This is a genomic window from Pseudomonas sp. NPDC096925 (assembly GCF_044762545.1).
Classification (GTDB): Bacteria; Pseudomonadota; Gammaproteobacteria; order Pseudomonadales; family Pseudomonadaceae; genus Aquipseudomonas.
Genome location: NZ_JBIWEM010000007.1, coordinates 30071 through 56723, shown reverse-complemented (window position 1 = coordinate 56723; position 26653 = coordinate 30071). Strand labels below are relative to the sequence as shown.

At 62.7% G+C, this 26653-nt stretch carries 24 protein-coding genes; 14 read left to right on the top strand and 10 right to left on the bottom strand.

All coding sequences use genetic code 11. From position 1 onward, the window contains the following. Positions 1 to 20 precede the first annotated feature (20 nt). From ACIQYU_RS19170 to csiR, 3 genes are all read right to left on the bottom strand, one after another. Positions 21 to 1412, bottom strand: a complete 1392-nt coding sequence (locus tag ACIQYU_RS19170; protein WP_207835002.1) for a HAMP domain-containing sensor histidine kinase — start codon at positions 1410 to 1412, stop codon at positions 21 to 23. After that, positions 1390 to 2070 carry a response regulator transcription factor gene (locus tag ACIQYU_RS19165; protein ID WP_025338946.1) on the bottom strand — a complete coding sequence of 227 codons (681 nt, stop codon included), beginning with the start codon at positions 2068 to 2070 and terminating at the stop codon, positions 1390 to 1392. The genes ACIQYU_RS19170 and ACIQYU_RS19165 overlap by 23 nt, the downstream gene beginning before the upstream one ends. Before the next feature lie 200 nt (positions 2071 to 2270). Further along, the gene (gene csiR / locus ACIQYU_RS19160; RefSeq protein WP_063914834.1) at positions 2271 to 2966 is read right to left on the bottom strand and encodes a DNA-binding transcriptional regulator CsiR; all 696 of its coding nucleotides are present in this window, start codon (positions 2964 to 2966) and stop codon (positions 2271 to 2273) included. A 197-nt stretch (positions 2967 to 3163) separates the two neighbouring features. On the opposite strand from csiR, the gene glaH reads away from it, so the two are divergent. From glaH to hemB, 5 genes are all read left to right on the top strand, one after another. Next, positions 3164 to 4141, top strand: a complete 978-nt coding sequence (gene glaH, locus ACIQYU_RS19155; RefSeq protein ID WP_013972903.1) for a glutarate dioxygenase GlaH — start codon at positions 3164 to 3166, stop codon at positions 4139 to 4141. Between the two features lie 114 nt (positions 4142 to 4255). Then, positions 4256 to 5506 carry an L-2-hydroxyglutarate oxidase gene (lhgO, locus tag ACIQYU_RS19150; RefSeq protein WP_207834993.1) on the top strand — a complete coding sequence of 417 codons (1251 nt, stop codon included), beginning with the start codon at positions 4256 to 4258 and terminating at the stop codon, positions 5504 to 5506. A 151-nt stretch (positions 5507 to 5657) separates the two neighbouring features. Further along, positions 5658 to 7049 (top strand): GABA permease, encoded by a 1392-nt coding sequence (gene gabP, locus ACIQYU_RS19145; RefSeq protein ID WP_063914831.1) that lies wholly within the window; start codon positions 5658 to 5660, stop codon positions 7047 to 7049. An 87-nt stretch (positions 7050 to 7136) separates the two neighbouring features. Beyond that, a complete protein-coding gene (locus tag ACIQYU_RS19140) occupies positions 7137 to 8030 on the top strand; it encodes a PA4780 family RIO1-like protein kinase (protein ID WP_063914830.1) in 894 nt (297 codons plus the stop codon). 207 nt (positions 8031 to 8237) lie between these two features. Beyond that, on the top strand, positions 8238 to 9212 hold the full coding sequence (hemB, locus tag ACIQYU_RS19135) for a porphobilinogen synthase (RefSeq protein ID WP_013972900.1): 975 nt from the start codon (positions 8238 to 8240) through the stop codon (positions 9210 to 9212). 52 nt (positions 9213 to 9264) lie between these two features. On the opposite strand, the gene ACIQYU_RS19130 is transcribed toward hemB, so the two are convergent. The 3 genes from ACIQYU_RS19130 to ACIQYU_RS19120 form a co-directional block, all read right to left on the bottom strand. Continuing rightward, positions 9265 to 9966 carry a YoaK family protein gene (locus ACIQYU_RS19130; RefSeq protein ID WP_233687409.1) on the bottom strand — a complete coding sequence of 234 codons (702 nt, stop codon included), beginning with the start codon at positions 9964 to 9966 and terminating at the stop codon, positions 9265 to 9267. A gap of 9 nt (positions 9967 to 9975) precedes the next feature. Then, positions 9976 to 10605: a riboflavin synthase subunit alpha gene (locus ACIQYU_RS19125; protein ID WP_207834989.1), complete on the bottom strand. Its 630-nt coding sequence runs from the start codon at positions 10603 to 10605 to the stop codon at positions 9976 to 9978. A 152-nt stretch (positions 10606 to 10757) separates the two neighbouring features. Next, the gene (locus ACIQYU_RS19120; protein ID WP_063914826.1) at positions 10758 to 11675 is read right to left on the bottom strand and encodes a LysR family transcriptional regulator; all 918 of its coding nucleotides are present in this window, start codon (positions 11673 to 11675) and stop codon (positions 10758 to 10760) included. A 120-nt stretch (positions 11676 to 11795) separates the two neighbouring features. On the opposite strand from ACIQYU_RS19120, the gene ACIQYU_RS19115 reads away from it, so the two are divergent. From ACIQYU_RS19115 to ACIQYU_RS19075, 9 genes are all read left to right on the top strand, one after another. Beyond that, positions 11796 to 12554 (top strand): 5-oxoprolinase subunit PxpA, encoded by a 759-nt coding sequence (locus ACIQYU_RS19115; RefSeq protein WP_402801513.1) that lies wholly within the window; start codon positions 11796 to 11798, stop codon positions 12552 to 12554. 58 nt (positions 12555 to 12612) lie between these two features. After that, entirely contained in the window at positions 12613 to 13500 is an 888-nt protein-coding gene (locus ACIQYU_RS19110) for an allophanate hydrolase subunit 1 (protein ID WP_402801511.1), read from the top strand. After that, positions 13497 to 14468 carry a biotin-dependent carboxyltransferase family protein gene (locus ACIQYU_RS19105; RefSeq protein ID WP_207834976.1) on the top strand — a complete coding sequence of 324 codons (972 nt, stop codon included), beginning with the start codon at positions 13497 to 13499 and terminating at the stop codon, positions 14466 to 14468. Before ACIQYU_RS19110 ends, ACIQYU_RS19105 begins: the two co-directional genes overlap by 4 nt. 275 nt (positions 14469 to 14743) lie before the next feature. Beyond that, on the top strand, positions 14744 to 15619 hold the full coding sequence (gene icmH, locus ACIQYU_RS19100; protein WP_207834974.1) for a type IVB secretion system protein IcmH/DotU: 876 nt from the start codon (positions 14744 to 14746) through the stop codon (positions 15617 to 15619). Positions 15620 to 15633: 14 nt separating this feature from the next. Continuing rightward, positions 15634 to 17712, top strand: a complete 2079-nt coding sequence (locus ACIQYU_RS19095) for a type VI secretion system Vgr family protein (protein ID WP_207834971.1) — start codon at positions 15634 to 15636, stop codon at positions 17710 to 17712. Continuing rightward, positions 17712 to 18635, top strand: coding sequence for a hypothetical protein (locus ACIQYU_RS19090; RefSeq protein ID WP_233687407.1), 924 nt, complete (start codon positions 17712 to 17714; stop codon positions 18633 to 18635). Before ACIQYU_RS19095 ends, ACIQYU_RS19090 begins: the two co-directional genes overlap by 1 nt. Then, the gene (locus tag ACIQYU_RS19085) at positions 18632 to 21850 is read left to right on the top strand and encodes a T6SS effector BTH_I2691 family protein (RefSeq protein WP_402801506.1); all 3219 of its coding nucleotides are present in this window, start codon (positions 18632 to 18634) and stop codon (positions 21848 to 21850) included. Before ACIQYU_RS19090 ends, ACIQYU_RS19085 begins: the two co-directional genes overlap by 4 nt. Next, positions 21847 to 22662, top strand: a complete 816-nt coding sequence (locus tag ACIQYU_RS19080) for a DUF6708 domain-containing protein (protein WP_325176032.1) — start codon at positions 21847 to 21849, stop codon at positions 22660 to 22662. Before ACIQYU_RS19085 ends, ACIQYU_RS19080 begins: the two co-directional genes overlap by 4 nt. After that, on the top strand, positions 22659 to 22916 hold the full coding sequence (locus tag ACIQYU_RS19075; protein WP_207834959.1) for a PAAR domain-containing protein: 258 nt from the start codon (positions 22659 to 22661) through the stop codon (positions 22914 to 22916). Before ACIQYU_RS19080 ends, ACIQYU_RS19075 begins: the two co-directional genes overlap by 4 nt. Before the next feature lie 202 nt (positions 22917 to 23118). On the opposite strand, the gene ACIQYU_RS19070 is transcribed toward ACIQYU_RS19075, so the two are convergent. The 4 genes from ACIQYU_RS19070 to ACIQYU_RS19055 are packed head-to-tail and all read right to left on the bottom strand — an operon-like array spanning position 23119 to position 26647. Continuing rightward, positions 23119 to 24078 (bottom strand): SdiA-regulated domain-containing protein, encoded by a 960-nt coding sequence (locus ACIQYU_RS19070; RefSeq protein ID WP_233694177.1) that lies wholly within the window; start codon positions 24076 to 24078, stop codon positions 23119 to 23121. Further along, positions 24075 to 25631 carry a glycosyltransferase family 39 protein gene (locus tag ACIQYU_RS19065; RefSeq protein ID WP_233687405.1) on the bottom strand — a complete coding sequence of 519 codons (1557 nt, stop codon included), beginning with the start codon at positions 25629 to 25631 and terminating at the stop codon, positions 24075 to 24077. Before ACIQYU_RS19065 ends, ACIQYU_RS19070 begins: the two co-directional genes overlap by 4 nt. A 3-nt stretch (positions 25632 to 25634) precedes the next feature. After that, positions 25635 to 25907 (bottom strand): lipid-A-disaccharide synthase N-terminal domain-containing protein, encoded by a 273-nt coding sequence (locus ACIQYU_RS19060; protein ID WP_201201464.1) that lies wholly within the window; start codon positions 25905 to 25907, stop codon positions 25635 to 25637. Then, on the bottom strand, positions 25904 to 26647 hold the full coding sequence (locus ACIQYU_RS19055) for a glycosyltransferase family 2 protein (protein ID WP_207834953.1): 744 nt from the start codon (positions 26645 to 26647) through the stop codon (positions 25904 to 25906). Before ACIQYU_RS19055 ends, ACIQYU_RS19060 begins: the two co-directional genes overlap by 4 nt. Positions 26648 to 26653: the final 6 nt, after the last annotated feature.

Sequence of the window (26653 nt, the reverse complement as noted above, 5' to 3'; positions counted from 1 at the left end):
CCGCTTTGCGGCCCCGGCTTTTATTTGGCCAGTCCAGCCAATGGGCAATGTAGAACCAACCTGGCCCCACCCAATTCGCTTTCCCCCACCTCCAGCCCGAACCCATGCAGGTCGACGATCGCCGCAACGATCGACAACCCCAGCCCGAACCCCGCATGGCGGTGGCCTTCATCGCTACGGTAGAAGCGCTTCAGCACTGCCGCACGTTCCTCTTGCGGAATACCCGGCCCGCTGTCCTCGATGGCCAGGTGCAGGCCCTTGTCATCCTGGGTGGCAGCAATCCGCACCCGCCCACCCTCAGGCGTGAACTTGATGCCGTTGCCCACCAGGTTGGCCAGCGCCTCGAACAGCAGTTCGCGATCACCGTGCAATGCTGGCAGTTCAGCTGGCTGCTGCAGTTCCAGGCGAATGCCGCCATCTTCGGCCAACGGCAGGTAAAAGTCGTGCAACTCCACCAGCAGTTCGTGCGGGTCAAGCTGGACGAAACCGGCCCGACGCTGGCGATCTTCCAGTTCACTGATGCGCAACAACCCGCGAAAACGCGCCATCAGGGTGTCGGTTTCGCCGATGGCCTGGTCCAGCGCCTCTGCCTGGGTGGAGTCGACGTCACTTTGCTGGCGAATGCGGTACAGCTGGGCGCGCAGGCGCGTGAGCGGGGTGCGCAGGTCGTGGGCGATGTTGTCGCACACGCCCTTGACCTCATGCATCAGCCGCTCTATGCGGTCGAGCATGGCGTTGACGATGGCCGCCAGCATGTCCAGCTCGTCACGCCGGGCCGACAGCGGCAGGCGGTGGGTAAGGTCACCGGCGACGATCAGTTCGGCCTGGGCCTGGATCGCGCGGATGCGCTTGAGCGGCCGGCGCCTTAGCAGGTACCAGCCGGCAAACCCCGGGATCAGGGTCAGCGAGATCCCCCAGAGCAGGGCATGCAGGATGATCCGGGTGACCACGAACAGCGAGCCGTTGTCGCGCACCAGCACCAGCCAGCGGCCATCCTGCACCTTGATCGCCACCGCGTCGCAGCTGTCACGCGGCATGTGCGGGTCGTCGGCGTCCAGGCAGCGCTTGAGTTCGTGAACCTTGCCGTCCAGCCCCAGCTCTGGCGGGACAGCACGAATGCGCCCGCCGATCGGGTTGAGCTGGTTGTCGAACAGGCCATAGGCGTCGAAGCTGCGTTCTTCGAAGGCCTGGCTGGCAACCAGGGCGTCATCCAGCTGCTTGCCGCTCATGTGTGCGAACAGGTGCTGGCGCTGCAGCATGGAATGGCGGGTGAGTTTGTTCAGGTAGCTGGACACCTCGAAGTACAGCACCCCCATGAGGATGCTGCTCCAGGCCACGAACAGAAAGCTGTACAGCGCCAGCAGGCGGCTGGTCGAGGAGCTCCAGCCCTTAGACGGGTTCAGCAATGGCATAGCCGGAGCCCCGTACCGTACGGATCAGCGGCGACTGGCCGGGTGAGTCGATTTTCTTGCGCAGACGGCCGATGTGCACGTCGATCAGGTTGGTGCCCGGGTCGAAGTGGTAGCCCCAGACTTCCTCGAAAATCATCATCCGCGTGATCACCTGGCCGCTATGGCGCATCAGGTACTCCAGCAGCTTGTACTCGGTGGGCAGCAGGTTGAGGGTTTGTTCGCCGCGGCGGGCTTCGTGGCTGATCAGGTCCAGTTGCAGGTCGGCGACCTGCAGGCGGGTCTGGGTCATGGGCACGCTGTTGCGGCGCAGCAGTACTTCGACTCGTGCGGCCATCTCGTCGGAGGCGAACGGCTTGGTCAGGTAGTCGTCACCCCCGGCACGCAGGCCGCGTACCCGCTCGTCGACATCGGAGAGGGCGCTGATCATAAGGATCGGTGTGGCGATCTTGAGGCTGCGCAGGGTGGTAACGATGGTCAGCCCATCGACCTCGGGCAGCATGCGGTCGAGGGTGATCAGGTCGTAGCCGCCGGCAATGGCCTTGGCCAGGCCTTCACGGCCATTGTCGGCCCAATCCACCTCCAGGCCGTGGCTGGTAAGTTCGGCGACGATTTCCTGGCCGGTGACGGCGTCGTCTTCGATGGTCAGTACGCGAGGCATGCTGGTTTCCGGGCATCTAATGGAGACTTGATTGTGCCAAAGAATAGCCAAACGGCGATTTAAGAAAAATTCATCTAGCGTCTTTGGCCTGCACTGGCCTCTTGGCCGGTAAACCCGCTCCCACAGGTGCAGCGTCGCCCCCAAGAGCGGTGACATCCCTGTGGGAGCGGGTTTACCCGCGAAGCAGGCGCCGTGGTGTTTCAGCGTGCGCCAATCCCTTCGGCATGCATGATCTGCGCAATGATCGGCACCGGGGTCATCAGGTGCGAACGCATCATGGCACTGGCGCGCTTGGCGTCCCGGGCCAGAATCACTTCGACCAGTGCTGCATGCTCCTGGCGCTTGAGCTCCAGCGCCTGTTCGGAAAACACCGTCTGGGTCAGCCACAGGTGCCGGTAGCGCTCGGCCTGGTCGAACAGGTAGGTGCGCGCCTGCAGCAGGTGCTTGGAGCCGCAGCCCGAGGCAATGGCAGTGTGAAACGCCTTGTGCCGTTCGTCCCACACATCCAGGCGCTGCTCGCGGGTCTTCACTTCCACCACCTTGGCCAGGGTATGCGAGTGGGCCAGTACCGACGCCTCCCAGGCGTCGTCGCCACGCTCGATGGCCAGGGTGATGATCATCGCCTCCAGGTTGGCGCGGGCATCGTAGATGTCGTTCATCTCGTCCAGCGACATGGGCGCCACGCGGTAGCCCTTCTGGCTGATCGCGTTGACCAGGTGCTCGGCCACCAGCTGCGACAGCGCTTCGCGCAGCGGGCCCACGCCCAGGTCGTAGCGGTCCTTCAGGGTGCTCATCAACAGCTTTTCTCCGGGCTTGAAGACGCCGCGGATGATGTCCTTCTTGAGCCTCTCATACCCGCTGAATGCTGAGTTTTGTCGGGGGGCGAGCGCTTCCAAGATCCTGTTCCTCAAACGGTTTTGTCGATCATACCGAAAGCGTTCGCTGGCGAAAAACAATGGACAAACAAACGTTTTGTCGTCGAACAACAAAAATGTAGACATTTTTAGTTTGTGGCGATATTTTTACCTCGCCCGCACTGATCCAGCTCATGCCCGGACGGCGCCACCCCACTTTTTTCTGCCAGGACACTGCCATGAACGCTTTTACGCAGATCGACGAACTTGTGATGCCACTGCCGCTCGAACCGCGTGGTTACACCATCGCCCCCTCGAAACAGTCGCCGCGCCTGCTTGAACTCACCTTTGCCCGCGAAACGGTCGAAGCGTTCGTCCAGGCCGTTGCCCAGTGGCCGGTGCAGGCGTTGGAGTACAAGTCGTTCCTGCGCTTCCGGGTTGGCGAGATCCTCGACGAGCTGTGCCAGGGCACCCTGCGGCCGGTGCTGCTCAATACCATCCTCAATCGCGCCAGCGGCGGCATGCTGATCACCCCGGTCGGCCTGGATGACGTGAGCCAGGCCGAGGACATGGTCAAGTTCACCACCGCCTGCGCACACCTGATCGGCCGCTCCAACTACGACGCCATGAGCGGCCAGTTCTATGCCCGCTTCGTGGTGGTCAACACCGACAACTCCGACAGCTACCTGCGTCAGCCGCACAGGGTCATGGAGTTGCACAACGATGGCACCTTCGTCAACCAGATCACCGACTACGTGCTGATGCTGAAGATCGACGAAAAGAACATGGAAGGCGGCAACTCGCTGCTGCTGCACCTGGACGACTGGGAGCAGTGCGACGAATTCTTCCGCCACCCGCTGGCCCGTCGGGAAATGCGCTGGACCGCACCACCGAGCAAGAAGGTGTCCGAGGATGTGTTCCACTCGGTGTTCGACACCGATGCCGAAGGCCGTCCGACCATGCGCTACATCGACCAGTTCGTGCAGCCGGAGAACTACGAGGAGGGCATCTGGCTGAACGCCTTGTCCGAATCGCTCGAAGGCAGCGAGAAGAAGCTGTCGGTACCGGTGGGCGTGGGAAGCTTCCTGCTGATCAACAATCTGTTCTGGCTGCATGGCCGCGACCGCTTTACGCCGCACGAAGGCCTGCGCCGCGAGCTGATGCGCCAGCGCGGCTACGTCGCCTTCCCCAAACCGCTGTACCAGCGCGGGCAATAATGACAGGGCGCGGGGCGGGCGCCCGCCCACGCGCCTTTGCACAAAACGATGCCACCATGACCCGTGCGGGCCATGGTGAGCCAGTCAGGCAATGCCTGCGTGTGAGGTAAGGCTGTGTACGATTTCATCATCATTGGCGGTGGCATTGTGGGCATGTCCACGGCCATGCACCTGATCAAGGTCTACCCGGACGCGAAGATTCTCCTGCTGGAGAAAGAGTCCGGCCCGGCCCGCCACCAGACCGGCCACAACAGCGGCGTGATCCACGCCGGCGTGTATTACACCCCCGGCAGCCTCAAGGCGCGCTTCTGCCTGGAAGGCAACAAGGCCACCAAGGCCTTCTGCACCCGGCACGGCATCCGCTTCGATGAGTGCGGCAAGCTGCTGGTGGCCACCAACGACCTGGAAATGCAGCGCATGAAAGCGCTGTGGGAGCGCACCGCGGCCAATGGCCTGGAGCGCTACTGGCTGTCGGCGGCCGAACTGCGCGAGCGCGAGCCCAATATCGTCGGCATGGGCGGCATATTCGTGCCCTCCAGCGGCATCGTCAATTACGCCGAAGTGACTGCGGCCATGGGCGCCGAGTTCCAGCGCGCCGGCGGCGAAATCCGTTACGGCGCCGAGGTGGTCGGCCTGCAGGAACTGGCCAGCGAAGTGATCGTGCGCACGCAGGGTGACGAATTGCGCAGCCGTTTCCTGGTGACCTGCTCGGGCCTGATGGCCGACCGGGTGGTGAGCATGCTGGGCTTACGTACCGAGTTCGTCATCTGCCCGTTCCGCGGCGAGTACTACCTGCTGCCCAAACAGCACAACCAGATCGTCAACCACCTGATCTACCCGATTCCCGACCCGTCCATGCCGTTCCTGGGCGTGCACCTGACGCGCATGATCGACGGCACCGTCACCGTTGGCCCCAACGCCGTGCTGGCGATGAAGCGTGAGGGTTATCGCAAGAGCGACATCAGCCCCAGCGACCTGTTCCAGACCCTGACCACCCCCGGCATTCTCAAGGTGCTGGCGAAGAACTTCCGCCCGGGCCTGATCGAGATGAAGAACTCGCTGTTCAAGGGCGGCTACCTCAAGCAGGTACAGAAGTACTGCCCGAGCATCACCAAGGCCGATCTCACGCCTTACCCGGCCGGCGTGCGTGCCCAGGCCGTGTCGCGTGACGGCAAGCTGATCGACGACTTCCTGTTCGTCAACACTGCGCGCAGCGTCAATGTGTGCAACGCGCCGTCGCCGGCCGCCACCTCCGCCATCCCGATCGGTGCCTACATCGTCGACAAGGTCTGTGAGCAGGTTGCCCGCCAGGGCAGCGGGTTCCCCAAGGCCGACCTGGCGCCCCGGCAGCGGGCTGCCGGCTGACATAGCGGTAATACGTTCTGCGGTTTCGTTTTACTCAACCCGTACTGCCCTACTCACCATCTAGGGCAGGGCGGGCTTTTTCGCGCCTGCGTCGGTGACGTGCAAGCCGGCGGCCCCCGCGTGGGCATGACAAAAACAACAAGGTAGCGCCATGCAAACCCACAAGAACAATTTGAGTCATGGATTGAAATCACGGCATGTCACCATGCTGTCCATTGCCGGCGTGATCGGTGCCGGCCTGTTCGTCGGCTCCGGCCGTGCGATTGCCGAAGCAGGGCCCGCCACCATCCTGGCCTATATCCTGGCCGGCGCACTGGTGGTGCTGGTGATGCGCATGCTGGCCGAAATGGCCGTTGCCTCGCCGGACACCGGTTCGTTCTCTACCTATGCCGACCTCGCCATTGGCAAGTGGGCCGGCTACACCATCGGCTGGCTGTACTGGTGGTTCTGGGTACTGATCATCCCCATCGAGGCCAATATCGCCGCCACCATCATCAATTCCTGGGTCCCGCAGATGGAGATCTGGGTATTGTCGCTGGTGATTACCCTGTTGCTGACCGCCACCAACCTGTTCAGCGTGAAGAACTATGGTGAGTTCGAGTTCTGGCTGGCGTTGGTGAAGGTGGTGGCCATCGTCGGTTTCATCGCGCTGGGAGTGTGCGCCATCTTTGGCCTGCTGCCAGGCTCCGGTGTCAGCGGTGTGTCGCGCCTGTGGGATAGCGGCGGTTTCATGCCCAATGGTTTTGGTGCCGTGCTGAGCGCCATGCTGATTACCATGTTCTCGTTCCTCGGGGCCGAGGTGGTGACCATCGCCGCGGCCGAATCCGACGAAGCAGGCAAGCATATTTCCAAGGCCACCAACTCGGTGATCTGGCGGATCACCCTGTTCTACATCCTGTCGATCTTCATTGTCATCGCGCTGGTACCGTGGACCGACCCGCGCCTGGCCACCGAAGGCTCGTATGTCACGGTGCTGGACACCCTCGGGGTACCGAATGCCAAGGCCATCATCGACTTCGTGGTGCTGACCTCGGTGACCAGCTGCCTCAACTCCTCGCTGTACACCGCCTCGCGCATGGTCTATTCGCTGAGCCGCCGCGGTGACGCCCCTGCCTGCGCCCAGGTGACCAGCCGCAGTGGCACGCCGGTGGTGGCGGTGCTGCTGTCTACCGGTGCGGCGTTCCTGGCGGTGATCGCCAATTACCTGGTGCCGGCCAAGGTGTTCGGCTTCCTCATGGCAAGCTCCGGCGCCATTGCCTTGCTGGTGTACCTGGTGATCGCCGTTTCCCAGCTGCGCCTGCGCCAGCGCCTGACCGCACAGGGCAAGACGTTGGGCTACCGCATGTGGCTGTTCCCGTGGCTGACCTGGGGCGTGATCCTGTTCATCAGCGGTGTGCTGGTGCTGATGCTGTTCCGTCCGGACCACCGCCTGGAAGTGGTATCGACCATGGTGCTGGCGGTGCTGGTGGTGTGTTCCGGGCTGCTGGTGACACGGCGTCGGGCGCGCGGTGTGGCGGTTGGCAGTGTAGGGCAGGGCGCCTGAGTCGTTCGCTCTGAAGACAGACGAGCAAGTCGCATCAGGCTGTGAGAGGATGTCCGCCAACACAGCCAGGACCCCGAACGCAGCCTGATGAAGACACCGAAAAGAATCGAACCCCTGATCGAAGACGGCCTGGTCGATGAAGTACTGCGGCCATTGATGAGTGGCAAGGAAGCCGCCGTGTATGTGGTGCGCTGCGGCAGCCAGGTACGCTGCGCCAAGGTCTATAAAGAAGCCAACAAGCGCAGTTTCCGCCAGGCCGCCGAGTACCAGGAGGGCCGCAAGGTGCGCAACAGCCGCCAGGCCCGGGCCATGGCCAAGGGCAGCAAATACGGCCGCAAGGAAGCCGAAGACGCCTGGCAGAATGCCGAAGTGGCGGCGCTGTTCCGCCTGGCCGGTGCCGGGGTGAGGGTGCCCAAGCCCTATGACTTCCAGGACGGCGTGCTGTTGATGGAGTTGGTGACCGATGCCGACGGTGACGCGGCCCCTCGCTTGAACGACGTGCACCTCGACGCCGAGGATGCCCGGGCGTTCCATGCTTTCGTGATTCGCCAGATCGTACTGATGCTGTGTGCCGGACTGGTGCATGGCGACCTGTCGGAGTTCAACGTGCTGCTTGGCCCGGACGGGCCGGTGATCATCGACTTGCCGCAGGCTGTGGATGCAGCGGCCAACAACCATGCCTTCAGCATGCTGCAGCGCGATGTGGCCAACATGGCCCACTATTTCGGGCGCTTTGCGCCGGAGCTGAAAAGTACCCGGTATGCGCAGGAAATGTGGGCCTTGTACGAGGCGGGCGAACTGCGCCCGGACAGCCCGCTGACGGGGCTGTTCGAGGATGACGAGCAGGCGGCTGACGTGGCCGGGGTGATGCGCGAGATCGATGCGGCGCGGCTGGATGATGCGCGCCGACGTGCCGCGCGGGTCGAGGCCGAGCATGGGGTGGCCAGGGCAGAGGAGCCTGCGCCGCCCTGGCTGCAGTAAGAGGTTGCTTGCAGTGGCCTCTTCGCGGGTAAACCCGCTCCTACAAGTACAGCGCGAATCCTGTGGGAGCGGGTTTACCCGCGAAGAGGCCGGCCCAGGAAAAATGCAGCCATTGCCTTTGACGCAAGACAATATCTCGTCATCTGGCCTTTTCACTGGGGCGAGACAGGCATAAGGTATACGCCGTTCAAATTCCCTGGAGCTGTCATGTCCAACCAATTCCCGTCCGTTCGTCCACGCCGCCTGCGCCAGAACGAGTCCCTGCGCACGATCTTCCAGGAAACCGAGTTCCGCCTTGAAGACCTGATCCTGCCGATCTTCGTCGAAGAGGGCATCGATGACTTCGTGCCGATCACCAGCATGCCGGGCGTCAACCGCATCCCCGAGAAGCTGCTGGCCCAGGAAATCGAGCGCTATGCCCGCGCCGGTATCAAGTCGGTAATGACCTTTGGCGTTTCGCACAACCTGGACGCCGTTGGCAGCGACACCTGGAACGAAAACGGCCTGGTCGCGCGCATGTCGCGCATCTGCAAGGACACCGTGCCGGAAATGGTGGTGATGTCCGACACCTGCTTCTGCGAATACACCAGCCACGGCCACTGCGGTGTGTTGCACGACCATGGCGTGGACAACGACGCCACCCTGGCCAACCTGGGCAAGCAGGCAGTCATCGCCGCCGCTGCCGGTGCCGACTTCATTGCCCCGTCGGCGGCGATGGACGGCCAGGTCCAGGCCATTCGCAGCGCGCTGGATGGTGCCGGTTTCCACGATACCGCGATCATGGCCTATTCCACCAAGTTTGCCTCGTCGCTGTATGGCCCGTTCCGTGAAGCCGGTGGTACCGCGCTGAAGGGCGACCGCAAGAGCTACCAGATGAACCCGATGAACCGCCGCGAAGCCGTGCGTGAGTCGCTGCTCGACGAGCAGGAAGGGGCGGATGTGCTGATGGTCAAGCCGGCCGGTGCCTACCTCGACGTGATCGCCGATATCCGCGCAGCATCGCGCCTGCCGCTGGCGGCCTATCAGGTGAGCGGCGAGTACGCGATGATCAAGTTCGGCGGCCTGGCTGGCGCCATCGATGAAGGCCGGGTGGTGCGTGAAAGCATTGGCGCGATCAAGCGTGCCGGTGCCGACCTGATCCTCACCTACTTCGCCATGGACCTGGCCCGCGAAGGCATCTGATTTCAGTGCGCGCCGCTTTCGCGGCGCATCGCCAACCAGCTTCCACAGGTGATCAGCGCGGCATGTAACCGCGCTGCCAGGCGCCCGGGATGAACCGCGACACCATGGCCAGTACGCAGGCCAGTGCGCAGCTGCCGGTCAGTGCCAGCAGGCCCAGGTGGTGTTGCAGCCAGGCACCCAGCGCGGCACCCAGCAGCATGCCGGCCCAAGGCACCAGTTGCACCCGCCAGCCATTGCGCCGCTCGCCCAGCAGCCAGCGCCCCAGGCCACGACCGAAGCGCGACAGGGCACCGGTGACGTAGGTCAGGCCGATAGGCAGGCCATTCACCTGTTCGACCACGGCATTGATCATGCCCATGGCCAGTGTGGCCGCGAGCAACGCCGGAAAAGTGACCGCCAAGGGCCATGCCGCCGCGAAGGCCAGCAGGGCGGCGACCACCAGCAGCACCGGCCAGGCCCGACGGCGGAAGCCGCGCGCCAGCAGCACGCCCAGGGCGTTGCCAGCGACGAAGCCCAGCACCGCAGCACTCAGGCGCAGCACCAGGGCCAGGTCCGCCTCGCTGATGGCGACGGCCAGGCGCGTGGTATTGCCACTCATGAACGATACGAAGTCGCCCAGGGCCAGCAGGCCAATGGCATCGGTCATGCCGGCCAGCACCGACAGGCCGGCGACCAGGCCAAGGCCGACACGACCACGCAGAATTTGCAGGCGCAGCCGTTTGGCTGTGCGTGCGGGGAGGGCGGTAGGCAGCATGGGCGGGTCTCAGGGCAGCAGTTTTTCGCGGGCCAGGGTGCCTTTGATGGTGCGCTCCACCACATCGACCAGGACCATGGTCTGGTGGTCCACTTCGATATTGAGCAGCTCGCCGGCCTTGTAGCTGGCGAAGGTAGTCTGGCGCAGGGTTTCCGGGATCAGGTTGATGGTGATCACGTTGTCCTCGACATCGGCGACGGTCAGGCTGCAGCCGTTGACCCCGATGAAACCGCGCGGGAACACGTACTTGCCCCATTGCGGTGGCATGCGGAACTTGATGAAGGCACCGGTTTCCTTGATCGACAGCTCGACGATTTCGGCGGTGGTGGCGATGTGGCCGGCCATCAGGTGGCCACCGACTTCGGCGTTCATCTTCGCCGAGCGTTCAATGTTGACGCCCTGGCCGGCCTTGAAGTTGCGCAGGTTGGTGCGCTCGAGGGTGGCGGTCATGGCGTCGAACCTGACCTGGGTGCCGTCGATTTCGGTGACCGACAGGCAGGTGCCCTCGACACTGACGCTGGCGCCGATCTTCAGCTCGTCGAGCAGTTCCGGGGTGAGGTCGATGGTGAACTGGTTGTGGCCCGGGTAGGTGGTCACATCAAGCAGAGGGCGGACGGCCTGGACGATGCCGGTGTACATGGAGTTGCTCCTGGGCACAGTAAAGAAAACTCCCGAACGCTATGCCCGTGGAGCGGTAAAAGCAAGCCGGCCTTGGTCTGGATATTTGAAAGCCACGCGGCCCCTGTGGGAGCAGGCATGCCCGCGAAGAGGCCGGGCCGGCAAAAAACTGGTCAGCGCCGTGCCGACAACTGCTGCGGCGCCAGAAATGCATCATGGAAGTAATTGCGCACGGCCTGCATCGCCGGGCTGAACGCCCGTTCCCGGTGCCAGGCCAACCCCACGCTCATCGGCGTCACCGGGTCGCTGATGGTCACCGTCTCGATACGCTTGCCCTCCAGCGACCACGGGCGGTGCACCAGGTCCGACAGGATCGCCACACCGCTGCCATTGGCGACCATACTGCGCACGGCTTCCACCGAACTGGTCCGCACCCGCACTTTCGGCCGCTGCCCGGCCTGTTCCCAATAGCGCATGGCGCTTTGCTCGGCTTCATCCACGGTCAGCAGGATGAACGGCTCGCAAGCCACATCGGCCAGGCTTACCGCCGAGCGCTCGCACAGCGGATGGTGGCCGGGCAGCCACAGGCGGCGTTCGGAGTTGAACAGGGTTTCCGAGACGATGTCCGGGTGGGTGAGGTTGGCGGTGAGCACCACCGCCATGTCGAAACGCCCCTCCAGCAGGCCTTGCTCGATGGCGCTGCGCTCTTGTTCGTAAAGTTCCAGGGTCACGTCCGGGTGCCAGTGTTCCAGGCGTTGCAGGTGATGCGGCAGGAAGTAGCCGATCACCGTATAGCTTGCTGCCAGGCGCAGCAGGCCGCTGGCGCGCACATCCGGCAGCGGGCTGTTAAGCGCATCGTCCACGCTGCGCAGGATCACGTAGGCGCGGTTCAGGAAGTGCCGACCGGCCTCGGTCAGGCTCATGCCCTGGGCCGAGCGCTGGAACAGCATCACGCCGAGCATCGCCTCCAGCTCCTTGATCGCCGTGGTCACGGCAGACTGGGAAATGTTCAGGTGGATCGCCGCCTGGGAAATCTGGCCGATCTCGGCGGTGGCGACGAAGTAGCGGACCTGGCGCAGGGTCAGTGACACGGTAGGCTCCCTGGGTATCTGATTTTCCGAAGACACCCCATCTGTTTATAAATCTTCCCAAGGGGGTGCGGAGAATCTAACGTGGCTTGCATGCAGTCACAAGCGCCAGGAGAGACAGTCATGCAGGTGGTGGATTTCAACTCGGACATGGGGGAGGGCTTTGGCCCGTGGACCATTGGCGACGGCGTCGACAACGAGCTGATGGGCTACATCAGCTCGGCCAACATCGCCACCGGCTTCCATGCCGGTGACCCCGGCATCATGCGCCGCACCGTCCAGCGGGCCAAGGCCCTAGGCGTTGCTGTGGGGGCGCACCCTGGGTTCCGCGACCTGGTCGGCTTCGGCCGCCGGCACATCAATGCCCCGGCCCAGGAACTGGTCGACGACATGCTCTACCAGCTCGGCGCACTGCGTGAAATTGCCCGCGCCCAAGGCGTGCGCCTGCAGCACATCAAACCGCACGGTGCGCTTTACATGCATCTGGCACGTGACGAAGAAGCCGCGCGGCTGCTGGTGGAAAACCTGCGGGTGATCGAGCCGGAGCTGCTGCTGTACTGCATGCCGGGTTCGGTGATCTGCCGCATTGCCCAGGCACTGGGCCAGCCGGTGATTCGCGAGTTCTACGCCGACCGCGAGTACGACCTGAGCGGGTCGATCGTGTTTACCCGCAATGTGCGGGGCTACGAGCCCAGGGCCGTTGCTGAGCGGGTGTTGCGGGCTTGCCAGCAAGGCGTGGTGCGCACGGTCGAGGGGCAGGACCTGGCCATCGCGTTCGATTCCATCTGCCTGCACAGTGATACCCCAGGTGCGCTCGACCTGGTGGAGGCCACGCGCAAGGCGCTGGACGCTGCCGGTATCGTGGTACGCGCGCCACGCTGAGCCTGTGCAGTTTGCTTTCGCCTGCCTTTCTATAAAGACTCCAAGAAAAGGAACAGTCATGGCCGAACCGCTTGCTACAACCCCGATCCGCTACAGCTTTGGCGCCGACGAGCACCTGTTTGCCGAAGTCAGCGAGAGCATGTCGCTGGAGGCTTTTTTCAAGGGCATGGCCGTCACCCGTGCGGTGGAACGGCTGGCCCTGGATGGCGTGCTGGATGTGTGCCTGGCCAACGCCTCGTTCCAGATCCGCTTCGACCCGGACCGTATCGCCCCGCAGGCGCTGCTGGCAGCGGTGCGCGGTGCTGAAGCGCAGGCGGTGGCCGAGCGCTCGTTGCAGACGCGGATCATCGAGATTCCGGTGCTGTACAACGACCCCTGGACCCATGAAACGCTGATGCGTTTTCGTGACCGCCACCAGGACCCGGGCAGTACCGACCTGGAGTACGCCGCGCGGGTCAACGGCCTGGCCGATGTCGAGGCATTCATTGCCGCACACAGCGGCGCACCGTGGTTCGTGTCGATGGTGGGCTTCGTCGCTGGCCTGCCGTTCATGTTCCAGATGGTCGAGCGCGAGCGGCAACTGCAGGTGCCCAAGTACCTGCGCCCGCGTACGGACACCCCCAAACTCACCCTCGGCCATGGCGGCTGCTTCGGGTGCATCTATTCCGTGCGCGGGGCCGGCGGCTACCAGATGTTCGGCGTGACCCCGGCGCCGATCTACGACCCGCAGCAGACACTGAACTACCTGAAGGAGCATATGGTGTTCTTCCGCCCGGGAGACATCGTGCAGTTCAAGCCCATCGATCGCCGTACCTACGACCAGGCGGTGGCGGATGTAGAAGAAGGCCGTTTCGACCTGCGCATTCGCCCGGTGGATTTCTCCCTGGACGCGTTCCTCGCCGACCCGGTCGGCTATCCACGGACCCTGCAAGAGGTGCTGGCATGATCAAGGTACTCAAACCCGGCCTGGCTACCTCGGTGCAGGACCTGGGCCGCGAAGGCTACTACCACCTTGGCATCCCGCCGTCCGGCGCGCTCGATCAGTACGCCCTGAGGGCGGCCAACCACCTGGTGGGCAACCCGGCCGGCGCCGCGGGCCTGGAGTGCGCGCTGGTGGGGCCGGAGCTGGAGTTTCAGCAGGATGCACTGGTGGCGGTGTGCGGTGCGCAGATGCCAGCCTTGCTCGATGGCCGCGAGCAACGCCCGGACACCGCATTTGCCGTGCGTGCCGGGCAGGTGTTGCGTTTCGGCTTTCCTACCGCAGGCGCCCGGGCGTATCTGGCGGTGGCCGGTGGTATCGATGTACCCGAGGTGCTCGGCAGCCGCTCAACCTATGCGCTGGGTGCATTGGGTGGCTTCCATGGGCGCAAGCTGATGGCGGGCGACCTGTTGCCGGTCGGCGTAGCCAGCGGCAAGACCCGCGCTGGTGCAAGCCTGCCGATGGCCTTGCGCCAGGCCCTGGGGGGCGAGGTGGTGCTGCGGGTGGTGCCGGGGCTGTATTTTCACCGCCTGACCAAGGCTGCGGCGCAGAGCTTTTTCACCGAGGCCTGGACGGTCGGTTCCGAGGCAGACCGCATTGGCTATCGCTACAAGGGCGGCAGTGCCTTGAGCTTTCAGCCGCGGGAGCAGCCGTTCGGGGCCGGCTCGGACCCTTCGAACATCGTCGACAGCTGCTACCCGATCGGTTCGATCCAGGTACCGGCGGGGCTGGAGCCGATCATCCTGCACCGTGATGCGGTGTCGGGTGGCGGCTACGCCATGATCGGCACGGTGATCAGCGCCGACCTGGACCTGATCGGGCAGATGCAGCCCAACCAGCAGGCGCGGTTCCTGGCGGTGAGCCTGGAGGATGCGCTGGAAGCACGGCGCTCGTACAAGAAGAAGCTGGGTTTTCTGGCCAGGTTGTTTGGCTGATTGAACGGTTGCGGCGCTGCACCGCCCACACGAGGGCTGGCGCAGTCGTTGCAGGAGCGGCCTTGCGTCGCGAAAGGGCCGCAAAGCGGCCCCAGAATTCCGGCATCACGGCGACAATTGCTGGGACTCGGGGTAACCGATCAACTGCTGAGGCGTCCAGAAAAGGAGAAAAGGAGAAAATTCCTACAACGTTTTGGGACGCCCCAAGCTCCTCGAAGAATTGATTCCCCGATAGTGTTCATGTCTTCAGTCTACTGGAAGACAAGGACCTCTTCATGCCCGGCCCATCTGCTGTTCCTCCTGGAAAATTCCAGTCAGCCAACACTGCCCATGACGTAACTGAAAACAGCCTGCATGCCATGCTCGATGTCCCGGAGGGCACCGATTCACCCTATCCGCCCGGTCAGGGCAGGCGCGCAGGTCATGAGGGTTATCCGGCCGACCCGGACTTCCAGCTACGCGGCGGCTTCGCCAACCTGATGCTTGACGCGGCAAACCCGCTGTTCGGCCTGGTCATGCGCCTGCGCACGCTGGATGACTTGCCCAACATCGAATACGTGCACAAGACCCTGCAGACCCAGGTCAGCGCCATCCGCGAGGAAATACAGCAGCACGGTTATTCCACTGCGCATCTCGAAGTCTATTCCTATGCCTTGTGCCTGTATCTGGACGAGGCCGTGATGAGCCGACCCTGGGGCAACAATTCGTGCTGGAGCCAAGAACCACTGCTCAGCATCTTCCATGACGAAACTCACGGTGGCGAGAAGATCTTCCTGTTGCTGGAGCGGATGATGCAGTCGCCCGAGGAATTCCAGGATGTGCTGGAGTTCCTGTACTTCTGCTTTTGCCTGGGCCTGAAGGGCAAGTACGCCCTAGACCCAAAGTGCGATGAAATCATCAACGCCCTGATTTCGCGGATGCACAGGGTCATTCGTGAACTGCGCGGCCCCGCGCCGGAATTCCCGGGCGACGATCCCTATACCAACGTCGTCCATCGCCCACACCGCATGCGGCGGTGGGAATGGCCCTGGTGGAGCCCGTTGGTGATCTCTGCTATCGCCATGGTCTGCGCCTACTGCTACTACAGCTACCGCCTGAGCTTGATCACCGCCGAGGTTCTGGAATCGCTCAACGGCATTTTGCAGCAGTAGCAGGGGGAATCCACATGCCTAGCCAATCCGCTTTGCGTTTTACCTTCCAGCCGCTGGCTGGCCAGCATGAGTTCGAAGTGGTTTCGTTCGAATTCGACGAAGCCATCAGCACACCGTTCCAGTTGAAGCTGGAGTTGATCAGTTTCGAAGACGATGTCGACTTCGGCCAGTTGCTCGACAAGCCGGTGCTGTTCACGATCTGGCGCGGTGAGCGCCCCCTGCGCTATGTGCACGGCCTGGTCAGCAGCTTCAGCCAGGGTGAGACGGGGTTCTATCGCACCCGTTACCGCGCCTTGGTCGAGCCCGTGCTGGCCCGTGCCGGCTTGCGTTCGAACTGGCGCATCTTCCAGCAGAAAACCGTGCCGCAGATTCTCGAATTGATGCTCAAGCGCCAGGGCATTGCCCGTTTCGAAATCAAGAGTATGGGCGAGCATCAGGTGCGCGAGTTCTGCGTACAGGCCGGTGAAACGGACCTCGACTTCATCGCCCGCTTGGCTGGTGAAGAGGGTTTCGTCTATCGCTTCGAGCACACGCCGAAACACCACCAACTGGTCATCACTGACCGACTGTTGGCGCTGGGGCAGATCAGCCGGAGCGCGATCAAGGCCGACGACGAGGATGATGTCTTCTTCGATGAAGGCGACATCGGCCCCGACCAGGTGCTGTACCGCGCCAACAGCGGTGGCGACCAGGCCAGGCCTTGCCTGCGCCGCCTGCGTTACAGCGAACAGGTGCGCACCGCACGCCAGGTGCAGCGGGACTACACCTTCACCAATCCGCAGTACCGGCAGGAACACCGCGCAGGTGACAGTGGCATCACCCATCAGTCCCGGGACTATGAGCGCTTCGATTACCCCGGCCGCTACAAGCGCGATGCGGTCGGTGTACCCTTCACCGCCACCCGTCTAACGGCCCTGCGCCATGACGCCCATATTGCCGAAGTCGAGGGTGACGATGTCCGCCTGCAACCGGGGCTGAGCTTCACCCTCATCGAACATCCGCGCAAAGACCTCAACGCACATTGGCGTGTGATGCGTATACATCACGAGGGCAGCCAATTCACCAGCTTGCAAGAAGAAGCTGCCGGAGCCGAACAAGGAACGCGCTACTCGCAGGAAGCCGTGCTGGTACCCGGCCGGATCGAATGGCGTCCGGCGCCGTTGCCCAAGCCACGCATCGACGGCCCACACATGGCCACCGTCGTCGGGCCGCCCGGGGAAGAGATCTACTGCGACGAGTGGGGCCGGGTCAAGGTCAGCTTCCCCTGGGATCGGGAGAGCGAGAACAACGAATTCAGCTCCTGCTGGGTGCGCGTGTCGCAAGGCTGGGCCGGCGGCAGCTGGGGCTCGATGGCCATTCCGCGCATCGGCCAGGACGTGATCATCCAGTACGTCAACGCCGACCCCGACCAGCCGATGATCACCGGGCGTACCTACTGCGGCAACCAGTTGCCGCCGTACGACCTGCCCGAACACAAGACTCGCATGACCATCAAGAGCCAGACCCACAAGGGCGATGGCTTCAACGAGCTGCGCTTCGAGGACGAACTGGGCAAGGAAGAAGTGTTCATCCATGCCCAGCGGGACCAGAACAATGTAGTCGGTAATGATGAGACCACGCGTGTCGGGCGTAATCGTGTCGAGCAGGTCGGCAATGATGAGCACTTGAATATCGGCAATGACTTCCGCCAGGAAACCGGGCGTGACCATACCCAGCTCATCGGGCAAACCTGCAGCGTAGACATCAAGCATGACCTGATCGAGAAGGTAGGCAACGACCGTAGCGAATCAACGGGGGCCAATCACCAGGTCTTTGTCGGAAAGGACGCCGAGCTTGTCGTCAAAGGTGTGCAAAAGGTCACCGTCGGGCAGGGCATGGAGCAACGTACGACGACCTATCAGGTGCGCGCCAGTGAGCGCATCGAGTTCAGAACCGTGGGCGGTAGCATTGTACTGGATGAGCAGGGCATCACCATCAATGGGCTGAAACTCGACCTGCTGGGGCCAACCAGCGCGGCTACGTCAGGGGCTGGAAATAGCCAGTCACTCATGCTTACCCCTGACGCCAGCAACAAGTGCGAGGCCAAGGTCTGATGGACACTGATGACTTGGTCAGGCTCATCGAAAGCCACCATCGGGCGCACTTGTACTGCCATGTGCTGATAGACCCGCTTGCGACTGCTCACGATGGCGACCACGCCTTGCTTGCCCCGCTGCGCAATGCCCTGGGTGAGCAGGCATTGGCCCGTGTGTACCGGGCCGACCTGGCCCATGCCCCCCAACTGCATCCCGTACTGGTCTGCCTGGCTTCGCCCGGCACTGTCCCCAGTCGCCGTTTGCTGGAACTGACCGCCCGGGCAGCGCAGAGGGCGTTGTTTCAGCAACGGCGTTACCTGTGTGGCTGGCTGTTCAGTGAGGCACCTTCGGCCGCTGTCGCGTCCCATCTCACGGCCTTGTGTCGGCTGCCCGATTCCAATCGGGAATTTGGCTGCTACCCGGTCTACGAACCCGTCCGTCTGGAGTTGCTGGCGGCGACGTTCGAGCGGCTTGAACAAGGCCCATGGTGGCCGATCAGTGATTGGTTGTTCCTGAGTAGCGGTGGGAGGTTGGCAAGCCTGAAAGGGCAGAGCGGGCAGCGACACCCTTTGCCGCCCCCTGCGCGGCGAATTCAGGATGACGTGGGGCTGATCGAACGTGTGCTGGCTACCTGGAGAGTGTTGCGGGCGGGTTCGCAGCATATCAATCAGTGTCAGATTCCACCGTTTGCTGCGGTGCGTGCTTCGAACCATGTCGATGATGCACGCAGGTTGGGCCTGAGCGAGATGGAGGACATCGTGGCCTTCGCTCTCCATCACCTGTGCATTCACCCTAGGCTGCATACCGTACCTGTGGTGGGCGAAATGATCGACGCAGCTGCCAGAGGTCAGGCGCCTCTTGCCGCATTGCTCGCCCGCTACTCCGAGGCGCAATGGCGCCAACTGATCGAATGCCTGCCGAAATCCGAGAGTCGTTTATGACCATCAGCCAACGTATTGCCCTCGCGATCGCCGAAGCCGGGCTGCCACACGACCAGTGCATGTCCTGCGAGCGGCAGGGCCTGCCGATCTTGCCGCTGCGTCGCGCCCTGGTGCCGGATACCCGCCCCGGGTGTGTCTCCACCGTGGCGGATAACCGGCATATCTCGACAAAGATCGGCTTGCGCACTTTGCGCAGGGGCTACCTGTATGTCCTGCTCGACCAGCAGGTCTGGCACGCCTATGCCGTCAGCGAGCAAGGTCATCTGCGCCGCTTTAATCCTTATGAGCCGCCAGACGGCCCGCCTTCGCCGCTGCCCGAAAAATGCGTGAACGCAGATCACGACATTCCTTCGGCCTTTCTCAACATCGATACCAGCAGGTACGCCAGCGCCTGGCTGGCCTTCTCCAGCGATCCTTGGCCGGTGAGCGTGCTGAACGCCTACAAGAGCGGCGCGTCGCCTGCGCATCGCTTCGAGGGCCTGGACCTGATTCAGGCACGCAGCAATCCCGAACTCCTAGGCATCGCCATGACGCCCGATAAGCTTGGGGTCGACCAGCAGGTGTTCGAGTATGCCCAGCATGGCTGTGCCCCCTTCGACAGTGCGCATGGCTTCCACAGCCGCTGGTTGCGCCGGTTCGCCCTGCGTGGGTATCTGGTCAATGCGATCAACCGGCACAAGCTGGAAAACGGCGTGCTGGCGGTGGTGCTCGACGACACCGTCGGGCTGATTCAGGAGTACAACCATCAGCGCCTGAACTGGGTACTGAAGCGTCAGGCCTGGCGTGAAGAACCGATGCGGGCCTATCAACTGCAGACCTCGCAGATCCTGCAGATCATTCGTGCCACGCACAGGGAATGGGCGGCGCAGAAGGTGCCGTCGCTGGAACCGATGACGGGCGATGGGCCGCCGGTGTTCACCGACCCGGCAGTCGAGCGGCAGCTATTGGTCGAGCGTGCGCAGCAGGAGAGTGACGAGCGGCTTGAAGAGCGCTACCACGAACCGCAGCGGGCCGCGTTCCAGGCTGAATATGAGCAGCAGGAGCGCGAGTTTCAGCGTTACATCGACAAGGATGCAAAGGCGTACGCTGCCTTGTTCGATACGCCCATGTTCAAGGTGGCCGAGGCGTACGACTACGACGGTAACGATCGTGAGTCCGGGGTGGCCTATGCCAAGACCATGGCCCTGTGCCTGGGTGGCGGCGTTACGGAAGCTGTCGTCCTCCGCCTTGAACCGCATGTTCCCGCATCCGGCACCAGCGAACTGCTCTGGTTGAAATGGCTGCAGGATCCGGACAGCCCGCCCTACCGCGCCTTGCTGATGCGCGACCAGTCATTGCTGGCCGGGCTGCTGCCCAGTTTCTCCGCCACAGAAGCGATCAACTGGAACGACAGCGACAAGCTCTACGGCATGCTGAGCAAGATCATCGCCAGCGATGACGCCGGCCTGCGCATGCGCAACACCCTCAAGCAGGCCATTGCTGAAACGCAGGGTGCGCTCAATGCGGCCAGTCAGCGGCTGGCGCCATGTCTGTCGCCTGGCATTCAGAAGGCCGTGCGGCACCTGAACAGCGCCACGCAGTTTCTCTACAACGGCGTGCACCTGATCGAGCTGGAAGTGAAGATGAAGCTGGGCGAGTACTACGCCTTGCAGAGTGCCCACCTCCGGGAGTTGCAGCACAAGGCCAATGCGTCGATCGCCGAGGCGCGGGACCGGATGCGCCGCAATATCGATGACTTCGAGTTTGGCTCGATGAAGTCGATGCGCAAAGTACAGCCGATTATCCAGCACGGGCTGATGAGCCTGGCAGTGCTCGACCCGCGGTTCACCAATACGATGATCAGCGTGACGGTGTGGGTCGAAGGCAAGGCCGAGGAGGTGCACGGCCGGTTGTTCAAGGAAGCCAACATGGGGGTGACCCAGGCGAGCAGCGCGGCGCAGCTTGCCCTGCTGGATATCTCGGTGGCAGCGGGGACGTTGGAAACCGATGCGCGCAGGTTATTGCACGGGATGAAGATCACGACGCAGCAGGCGGCCCGATTGGTAAAAACCGGTTTTTCCGGGTTGCGCGGGATTGCTGGCAGCTGGGAGGTCCTGCTGGCGATAGGCGGGTTGTATTTGCAGCAGGATAGCCTGGGCAGGAATCAGGAAAAGGCGGAAACGGAGATTGGGCCGAAGGCGTATGAGGCCAAGTTGGCGTTGCAAGGATCTCAGTTGGGCGTGCTGGGAGGGCAAGTCGAGTTGGTTGGGCTCATTTTGAGATCAAGCGCTGGTCCACTGAATTTGGCGTCGGCAAAGGGTGTCGCAGTCACTGGGGGAGCCTTGATAAGGCTTGGTGCTTTGGTGAGTTCGGTTGCAGGGGGCTTTGATACGGCTCAAGCAATCAATGCCATGAGGCGCACCGCCGCTGCGGGTGATGATGCAGCGAGGAACCAACACTTCTTTTCATTCCTCTTATATGGCTCGGGCACTATGGTGTTTAGTGTTGCAGTACTCAAGCCCTTGTTTTTCGGCCCGCTGGGACTGGCGATAGCCCTCACGCTTGCTGCTTATCAACTAAGCAAACGGGCTCAGGAAAATGAATCAACTGATCTGGAGCGGTGGGTAAGGCGGTGCTGCTTTGGAAAAGCAGACGAAAAGCCGAGCATTCATTGGAATGCTCCAGAACATGCGGATATCGCTTTTGCCGAACTCAATGCTGCCACGCTAGGCGTTCAGGCGAAGTTAAGTTTTGAGTCGCGCTTGGCAACTGATCCAGGACTTCCGAAAATCGGTGGCTTGATTAGTGTCGAAACAATTAGGAAGCTAAAGTTATTAATCGCTTTGCCAATGTACGATGAGCGGTCCTCGGGATATCGTTGGAAATTGATAGTGCATCGTTACGGTGACGGCAATCACCCTGATTACGATGGTGGGGAAACTATTGCTTCGGGCAATTTTTTTGCGAACTCTGAAGAGCCTCTATCGCCGCTCTCTTCATTTTCGAGCTTTACATCACCACGAATCCCCGACCACGACCGCAAATATTCTATTAACGAGAAGCGAAAACCTTATTCTACTGGACTCTGTCAGCTAGAGATTTCTGGCTCGATATCGCTCATGGCGACTACAGGGAAACACACAATCTTGGCGGCTACGCTGTTGGTAATGTACTGGCCGGATAGGAGCCTACCAAGTGGCTACGTTGAGGTTTGTGTCAGGGAGATTAACGAGTGAAGCGTGATGGTAAAGTTTTGTGGGAGCGTGCTTTGGGCTGGAGCCATGACCTTCCCAAGGTGCATGAAGTGCCAAAGTGGCGGGAAGTGTGGGCGAGTGTCAAGCCGTCACCCAACTATTTCGATGATGTTTATCTCGAGTTGCCGCGGAGCAGCACCATCCTTCGAGGCGTTATATTCCTAATCGGTGTTCCGGGTCTGCTTTTTCTTTTTGGAATGACGCTTTACTTGTACTGGGATTTGTTATATGACGATTGGCGGTACGACTGGTTGTTGAGCCTATCATTGGTAATTATCGGCCCAGCACTACTATGGGTTTTGATTCCTGACATCAAGCTTGATCTCGTTGCCCCTAGAGATGAACCAATTCGCTTCAATCGGCTTCGCCAAAAGATATATATTTACGAGTTTCGATATGACCGCATATTCATCTTCAGCCGCAAACGCTGGGGCGTCAAACCGGTCGCCTACAACTGGGACGACGTAACCGCCGAAGTCTACCGAGTCTACGCCCCCGGCCACGGTGGCCTGATCGAGAACGTCATGCTGTCGATCCGCAACCCGGAAACCAACGAAGTCATCGACCGCGTGTTCTTCACCTATGACCTCTACAAAGGCGAAGCCTACTGGGCCATCGCCCGGCTATTCATGCAGCAAGGCCCCGAAGCCCTGCCGAAGTTCGCCCACCCACCCCGTGACTGGAACGATGACGATGGCCTGAGCCACATGCACTGCCTGGCACCGAAGGTTCATTGGCCAGAGGAGATAGACCGTGAATCTCGTACCGGGCCATCAAAAGGAGAAGCCCAATGAACCCTGTCGTACTTGTAGGCCATCGCCATGTCTGCCCGTTACATGGCATCAACCAGGTAGAAAGTGGCAGTGCCACGTACACCTTCAATGGCAGGGCGGTTGCCAGGGTGGGTGATCGGACCACGTGCGGCGCCGTGATCGAGAGTGGAGCGGAGCATTTCCTGATCGAAGGCGCGGCCGTGGCGCGTAAAGGTGACCGGACGGATCACGGTGGTGTGCTGGAGGAGGGCGATGCCGGGTGGATGTTGGATTGATGAAAACAGCGCAGGCTCTGTATCTTGTGCAAAATCTGGCAGCTTGCCCAGATCCCTGTGGGATCGGCCGCGAACACCGGCGTAGCCGGTGCCATGCACCGCGTGGAATTCCTCGCGGGTGAACCCGCTCCCACAAGGTGGGTGGCTTGTCGACAATGGGCCGCAAGGCGGCCCCAGTTCGCTTGACTGACAGGCATCAAGCTCAAGGCTTGCTGAACCGGTAGAACAAATTCGGCTCGCTGACCACGTACAGGTTGCCGGCATTGTCCATGGTGATGCCCTCGGGCTGCGGTGCATCGCGGCCCAGTCCACCGATAGCGGCGCGCAGCGAGCGAATGCTGACGAAGCGGCCATCGCTGTCGAGTTCGCTGATGTTCTTCGCCTGGTCGCTGAGCAGCAGCAGGTGGCCCGTGCGCGCGTCGTAGTAGCCGTCAGACAGGTCGGTGGCGAAAACACTGCGCTTGACCCAGTGACGCCGGTCATTGACGGTGAGGTGCAAGGGCCCGCCATTCAAGGCATCGACCAGGCCGGTTACCTCGAACAGCTGCCGTGGGGCACGTTCCTTGATGGCGTACAGACGGTCGTGCTGGCGGTCGTAGGTCACGCCCTCGAAGCCCTTGTTGCTGTGGGTCGGGTTGATGCCGAGGGTGATCCACTGGGCTTGGCTGGCGTCGATTGGCTGCGGGTGGTCGGGCAGGGGTATCACGCTTAGCCGTTGCAGCTGCTCGTCACTGATGGCCAGGCGACCCTTGCCTAGGTAGGCGAGCCCCTCGGCGTCCTCGAAGCCCACCAGCGGGTAGCGGGCCTGGATGTCGCCGCTCTTGCTCAGCTCCAGCAGCTCCATGGGGTAGCTATTGGTGATGGCCAGCAAGCGGTCGTGGTCATCGTCGTAGGTGATCCCGGACAGGTTGCCCAGGCCTTGTTCCACCACCTTGGCGTCGATCGCCAGCTGGTAGGCCGGTAGCCAGATGTTCTGGCCGGGTGCGGTGTCGCCGCTCCAGCGGTTGCTCAGGTGGGCGTAGAGCTGCTGGGGCCAGAACGAGCGGGCGGCCTCGATACCGAGCACACCCATGGCCAGCAGCGTCACGGCGGCTACCTGGCGCCAGCGGTTTACCCGCTGCCACCAACGCCGGCGCTGGGCCGGCAGGGTCTGGCTGGTCATTTCCCGGGGTGCTCCGCGGCGGTTTGCAGGTTGCCGGGCGTGTGCGCCCAGGCGAAGTGGTAGACGTGACTTGGGGCTGTGGCCTGGCACTGGCCATTATCGGCATCGGCGCCGACCACATACCACTCGGCGCGCGAGGTCTCGCCCAGCCTGCGTGCCTTGTCGGCAGCGAAGCAGCGGCCCAGTTCCGAAGCCGGGATCAGGGCAAAGGCCGTAGGATTGTGGCGCAGCCAGTAGGCGGCCGCATCTGCCTTGGACTGGCCGGTGAAACCGAAGTGCACGATGGGTTGCCGGGCAAACAGCCAATGCCCCTCGCGCCAGTCGACCAGCACCAAGTCGGCGCCGCCGGTGGCCCGTGCGGCTTCACTCATCAAGGTCTCATGCGGGTTGCGGCCTTCCTTCAGCGGCTCGACGAAGCCGCGCGCGAACCACAGCGCGAACCATGCCAGGGCCACGGCAGTGAACGCCCTGCGCCAAGCCGGTCGGCGCTGCAGCCAGCGCTTGAGCAGCCACGGCAGCAGTGGCGCGATGGCCAGCACCAGGCCCGGCAGCGCCGGGAAGATGTACAGCTTGCGCTTGCCGCTGCTGAGGCTGAAAAACAACAGCACCAGCGCCACCCAGCCAAGCAGCAACAGGAAGCGCCCGTCGCGTTTTTGCAGCTGCCGGCGCCAGGCCGGCACCAGCCAGGGCAGGGCCAGCACCAGTGGCAGCCAGTATTTGGGGATGACCATGACGAAGAAGTACCAGAACGGTTCGCGATGGTCCCAGGCATTGGCATAACGGCTGGCGGTCTGGCGCAGCAGGATTTCCTTCAGGTAGGCCAGCTCCGCCGCGCCACCGCCATGGGCGATCGATATCAGCAGTGGCAGCAGCCACACCGCGCAACCGGCCAGCAACCACAGCAGCCCCAGGCTCCAGCGCCAACCCTGGCCGGGCATGGCCACCACCCCGTGCCAGCGCTGGCGCACCGCCCAGGCATAGGGCAGCAGCATCAGCGCCGGCACAAAGCCCACGCCCTTGCTGATCATGCCCAGGCCCATGGCCGCGCAGGCCAGGTAGAACCAGCCCCAGGCCGCCCCCAGCAGCAGATGGCGAACCATGCCGTAGAAACCCAGCGCCACCCACAGGCACAGAAAGCTGTCGATCTGCCCGGTGCGCAGGATGCTGTAGCTCTGGTAGGTGGCCAGGAACAGCAAGGCGGCAATCACGCCGATGCGCCGGTGCCACAGGCGTTGCCCCAGGTCATGCAGCACCCAGGTGATGGTCGCCGCCGACAGCAGCCCCGGCAGGTACAGGGCAACCTTGGGCGAGCCGGTCAGGTGGCTGAACAGGGCCACGGTCCACATGAACAGCGGCGGCTTGTCGCCGTAGATTTCCGCCGCCCGGTGCGGAATGAACCAGTTGCCGCTCTGCAGCATTTCCAGGGCGACGCCGAGAAAGCGTTCCTCATCCACATTCATCGGCTGGCGCCAGCCGATGCCCGCGCCTACCAGCAACACCGCGAGGGCAATCAGGGCCAGGCGTTCGGCCCTGAGCGTCTTGAACCTTGGCAAGGGCTATTCCTTCTGTTCCTGGTGGCGGGCGATCAGTTGCAGGTTGCGCAGATAGACCAGGAAGCCGAAGCTCTGGCCGATGATGAACACCGGGTCCTGGCGATAGATGGCGTAAGTCAGCAGCAGTGCGCTGCCGAGCATGCTCAGGTACCAGAAACCCACCGGGATCACGCTGCGTCGCTTCAACTCGCTGTACAGCCACTGCAACACGAAGCGCCCGGTGAACACGGCCTGGCCGGCGAAGCCGATGATCAACCACAGGGTTTCTCGGGTCATCCTTCGAGCTCCTGGGGATGCGTGTCCAGGCGGGTGCGACGGATCAGCCACCAGACCCCGAACAGGTCGAGGATACCGACCAGGGCGCGGTCCAGGTTGCCGTACTTGGACACCCCGGCGTGACGTGGCCGGTGGTTGACCGGGTGCACCAGCATACGCCCGTTGTGGCGCAGGATCAGTGCCGGGATGAAGCGGTGCATGTGGTCGAAATAGGGCAGGCGCAGGAAGGCCGCGCGCTCGATCAGTTTCAACCCGCAGCCGGTGTCTGGTGTGGCGTCCTTGAGCAGGCGGCTGCGCAGGCCGTTGGCAAGGCGCGAGGCCCAGCGCTTGCTGGCGCTGTCGCGGCGGTTGACCCGGTGCCCGGCCACCAGCGTGACGCCACCGGCCAGGCCCTGGTTGGCGCGCACCAGGGCCAGCATGCCGGGGATGTCTGCCGGGTCGTTCTGACCGTCGCCGTCCAGGGTCGCCAGCCAGCGTCCGCGTGCCGCCTGGGCGGCATGCCACAGTGAGGTGCTCTGGCCCAGCGAGCGCTCGTGGCGGAGGATGCGCAGTTGCGGGTAACCCTGGCTTTTCAGTTGCTGCAGTACGCTCAGGGTGCGGTCGCTGCTGCCGTCATCGACCACCAGCACTTCATAGTCTTCAGCTGCCAGCGCGGTGCGTATTTCCATCAGCAGTGATGGCAGGTTGTCGACCTCGTTCTTGGCGGGGATGAGTACCGAGAGGTCAAGTGGATCTGTCATGAGGCT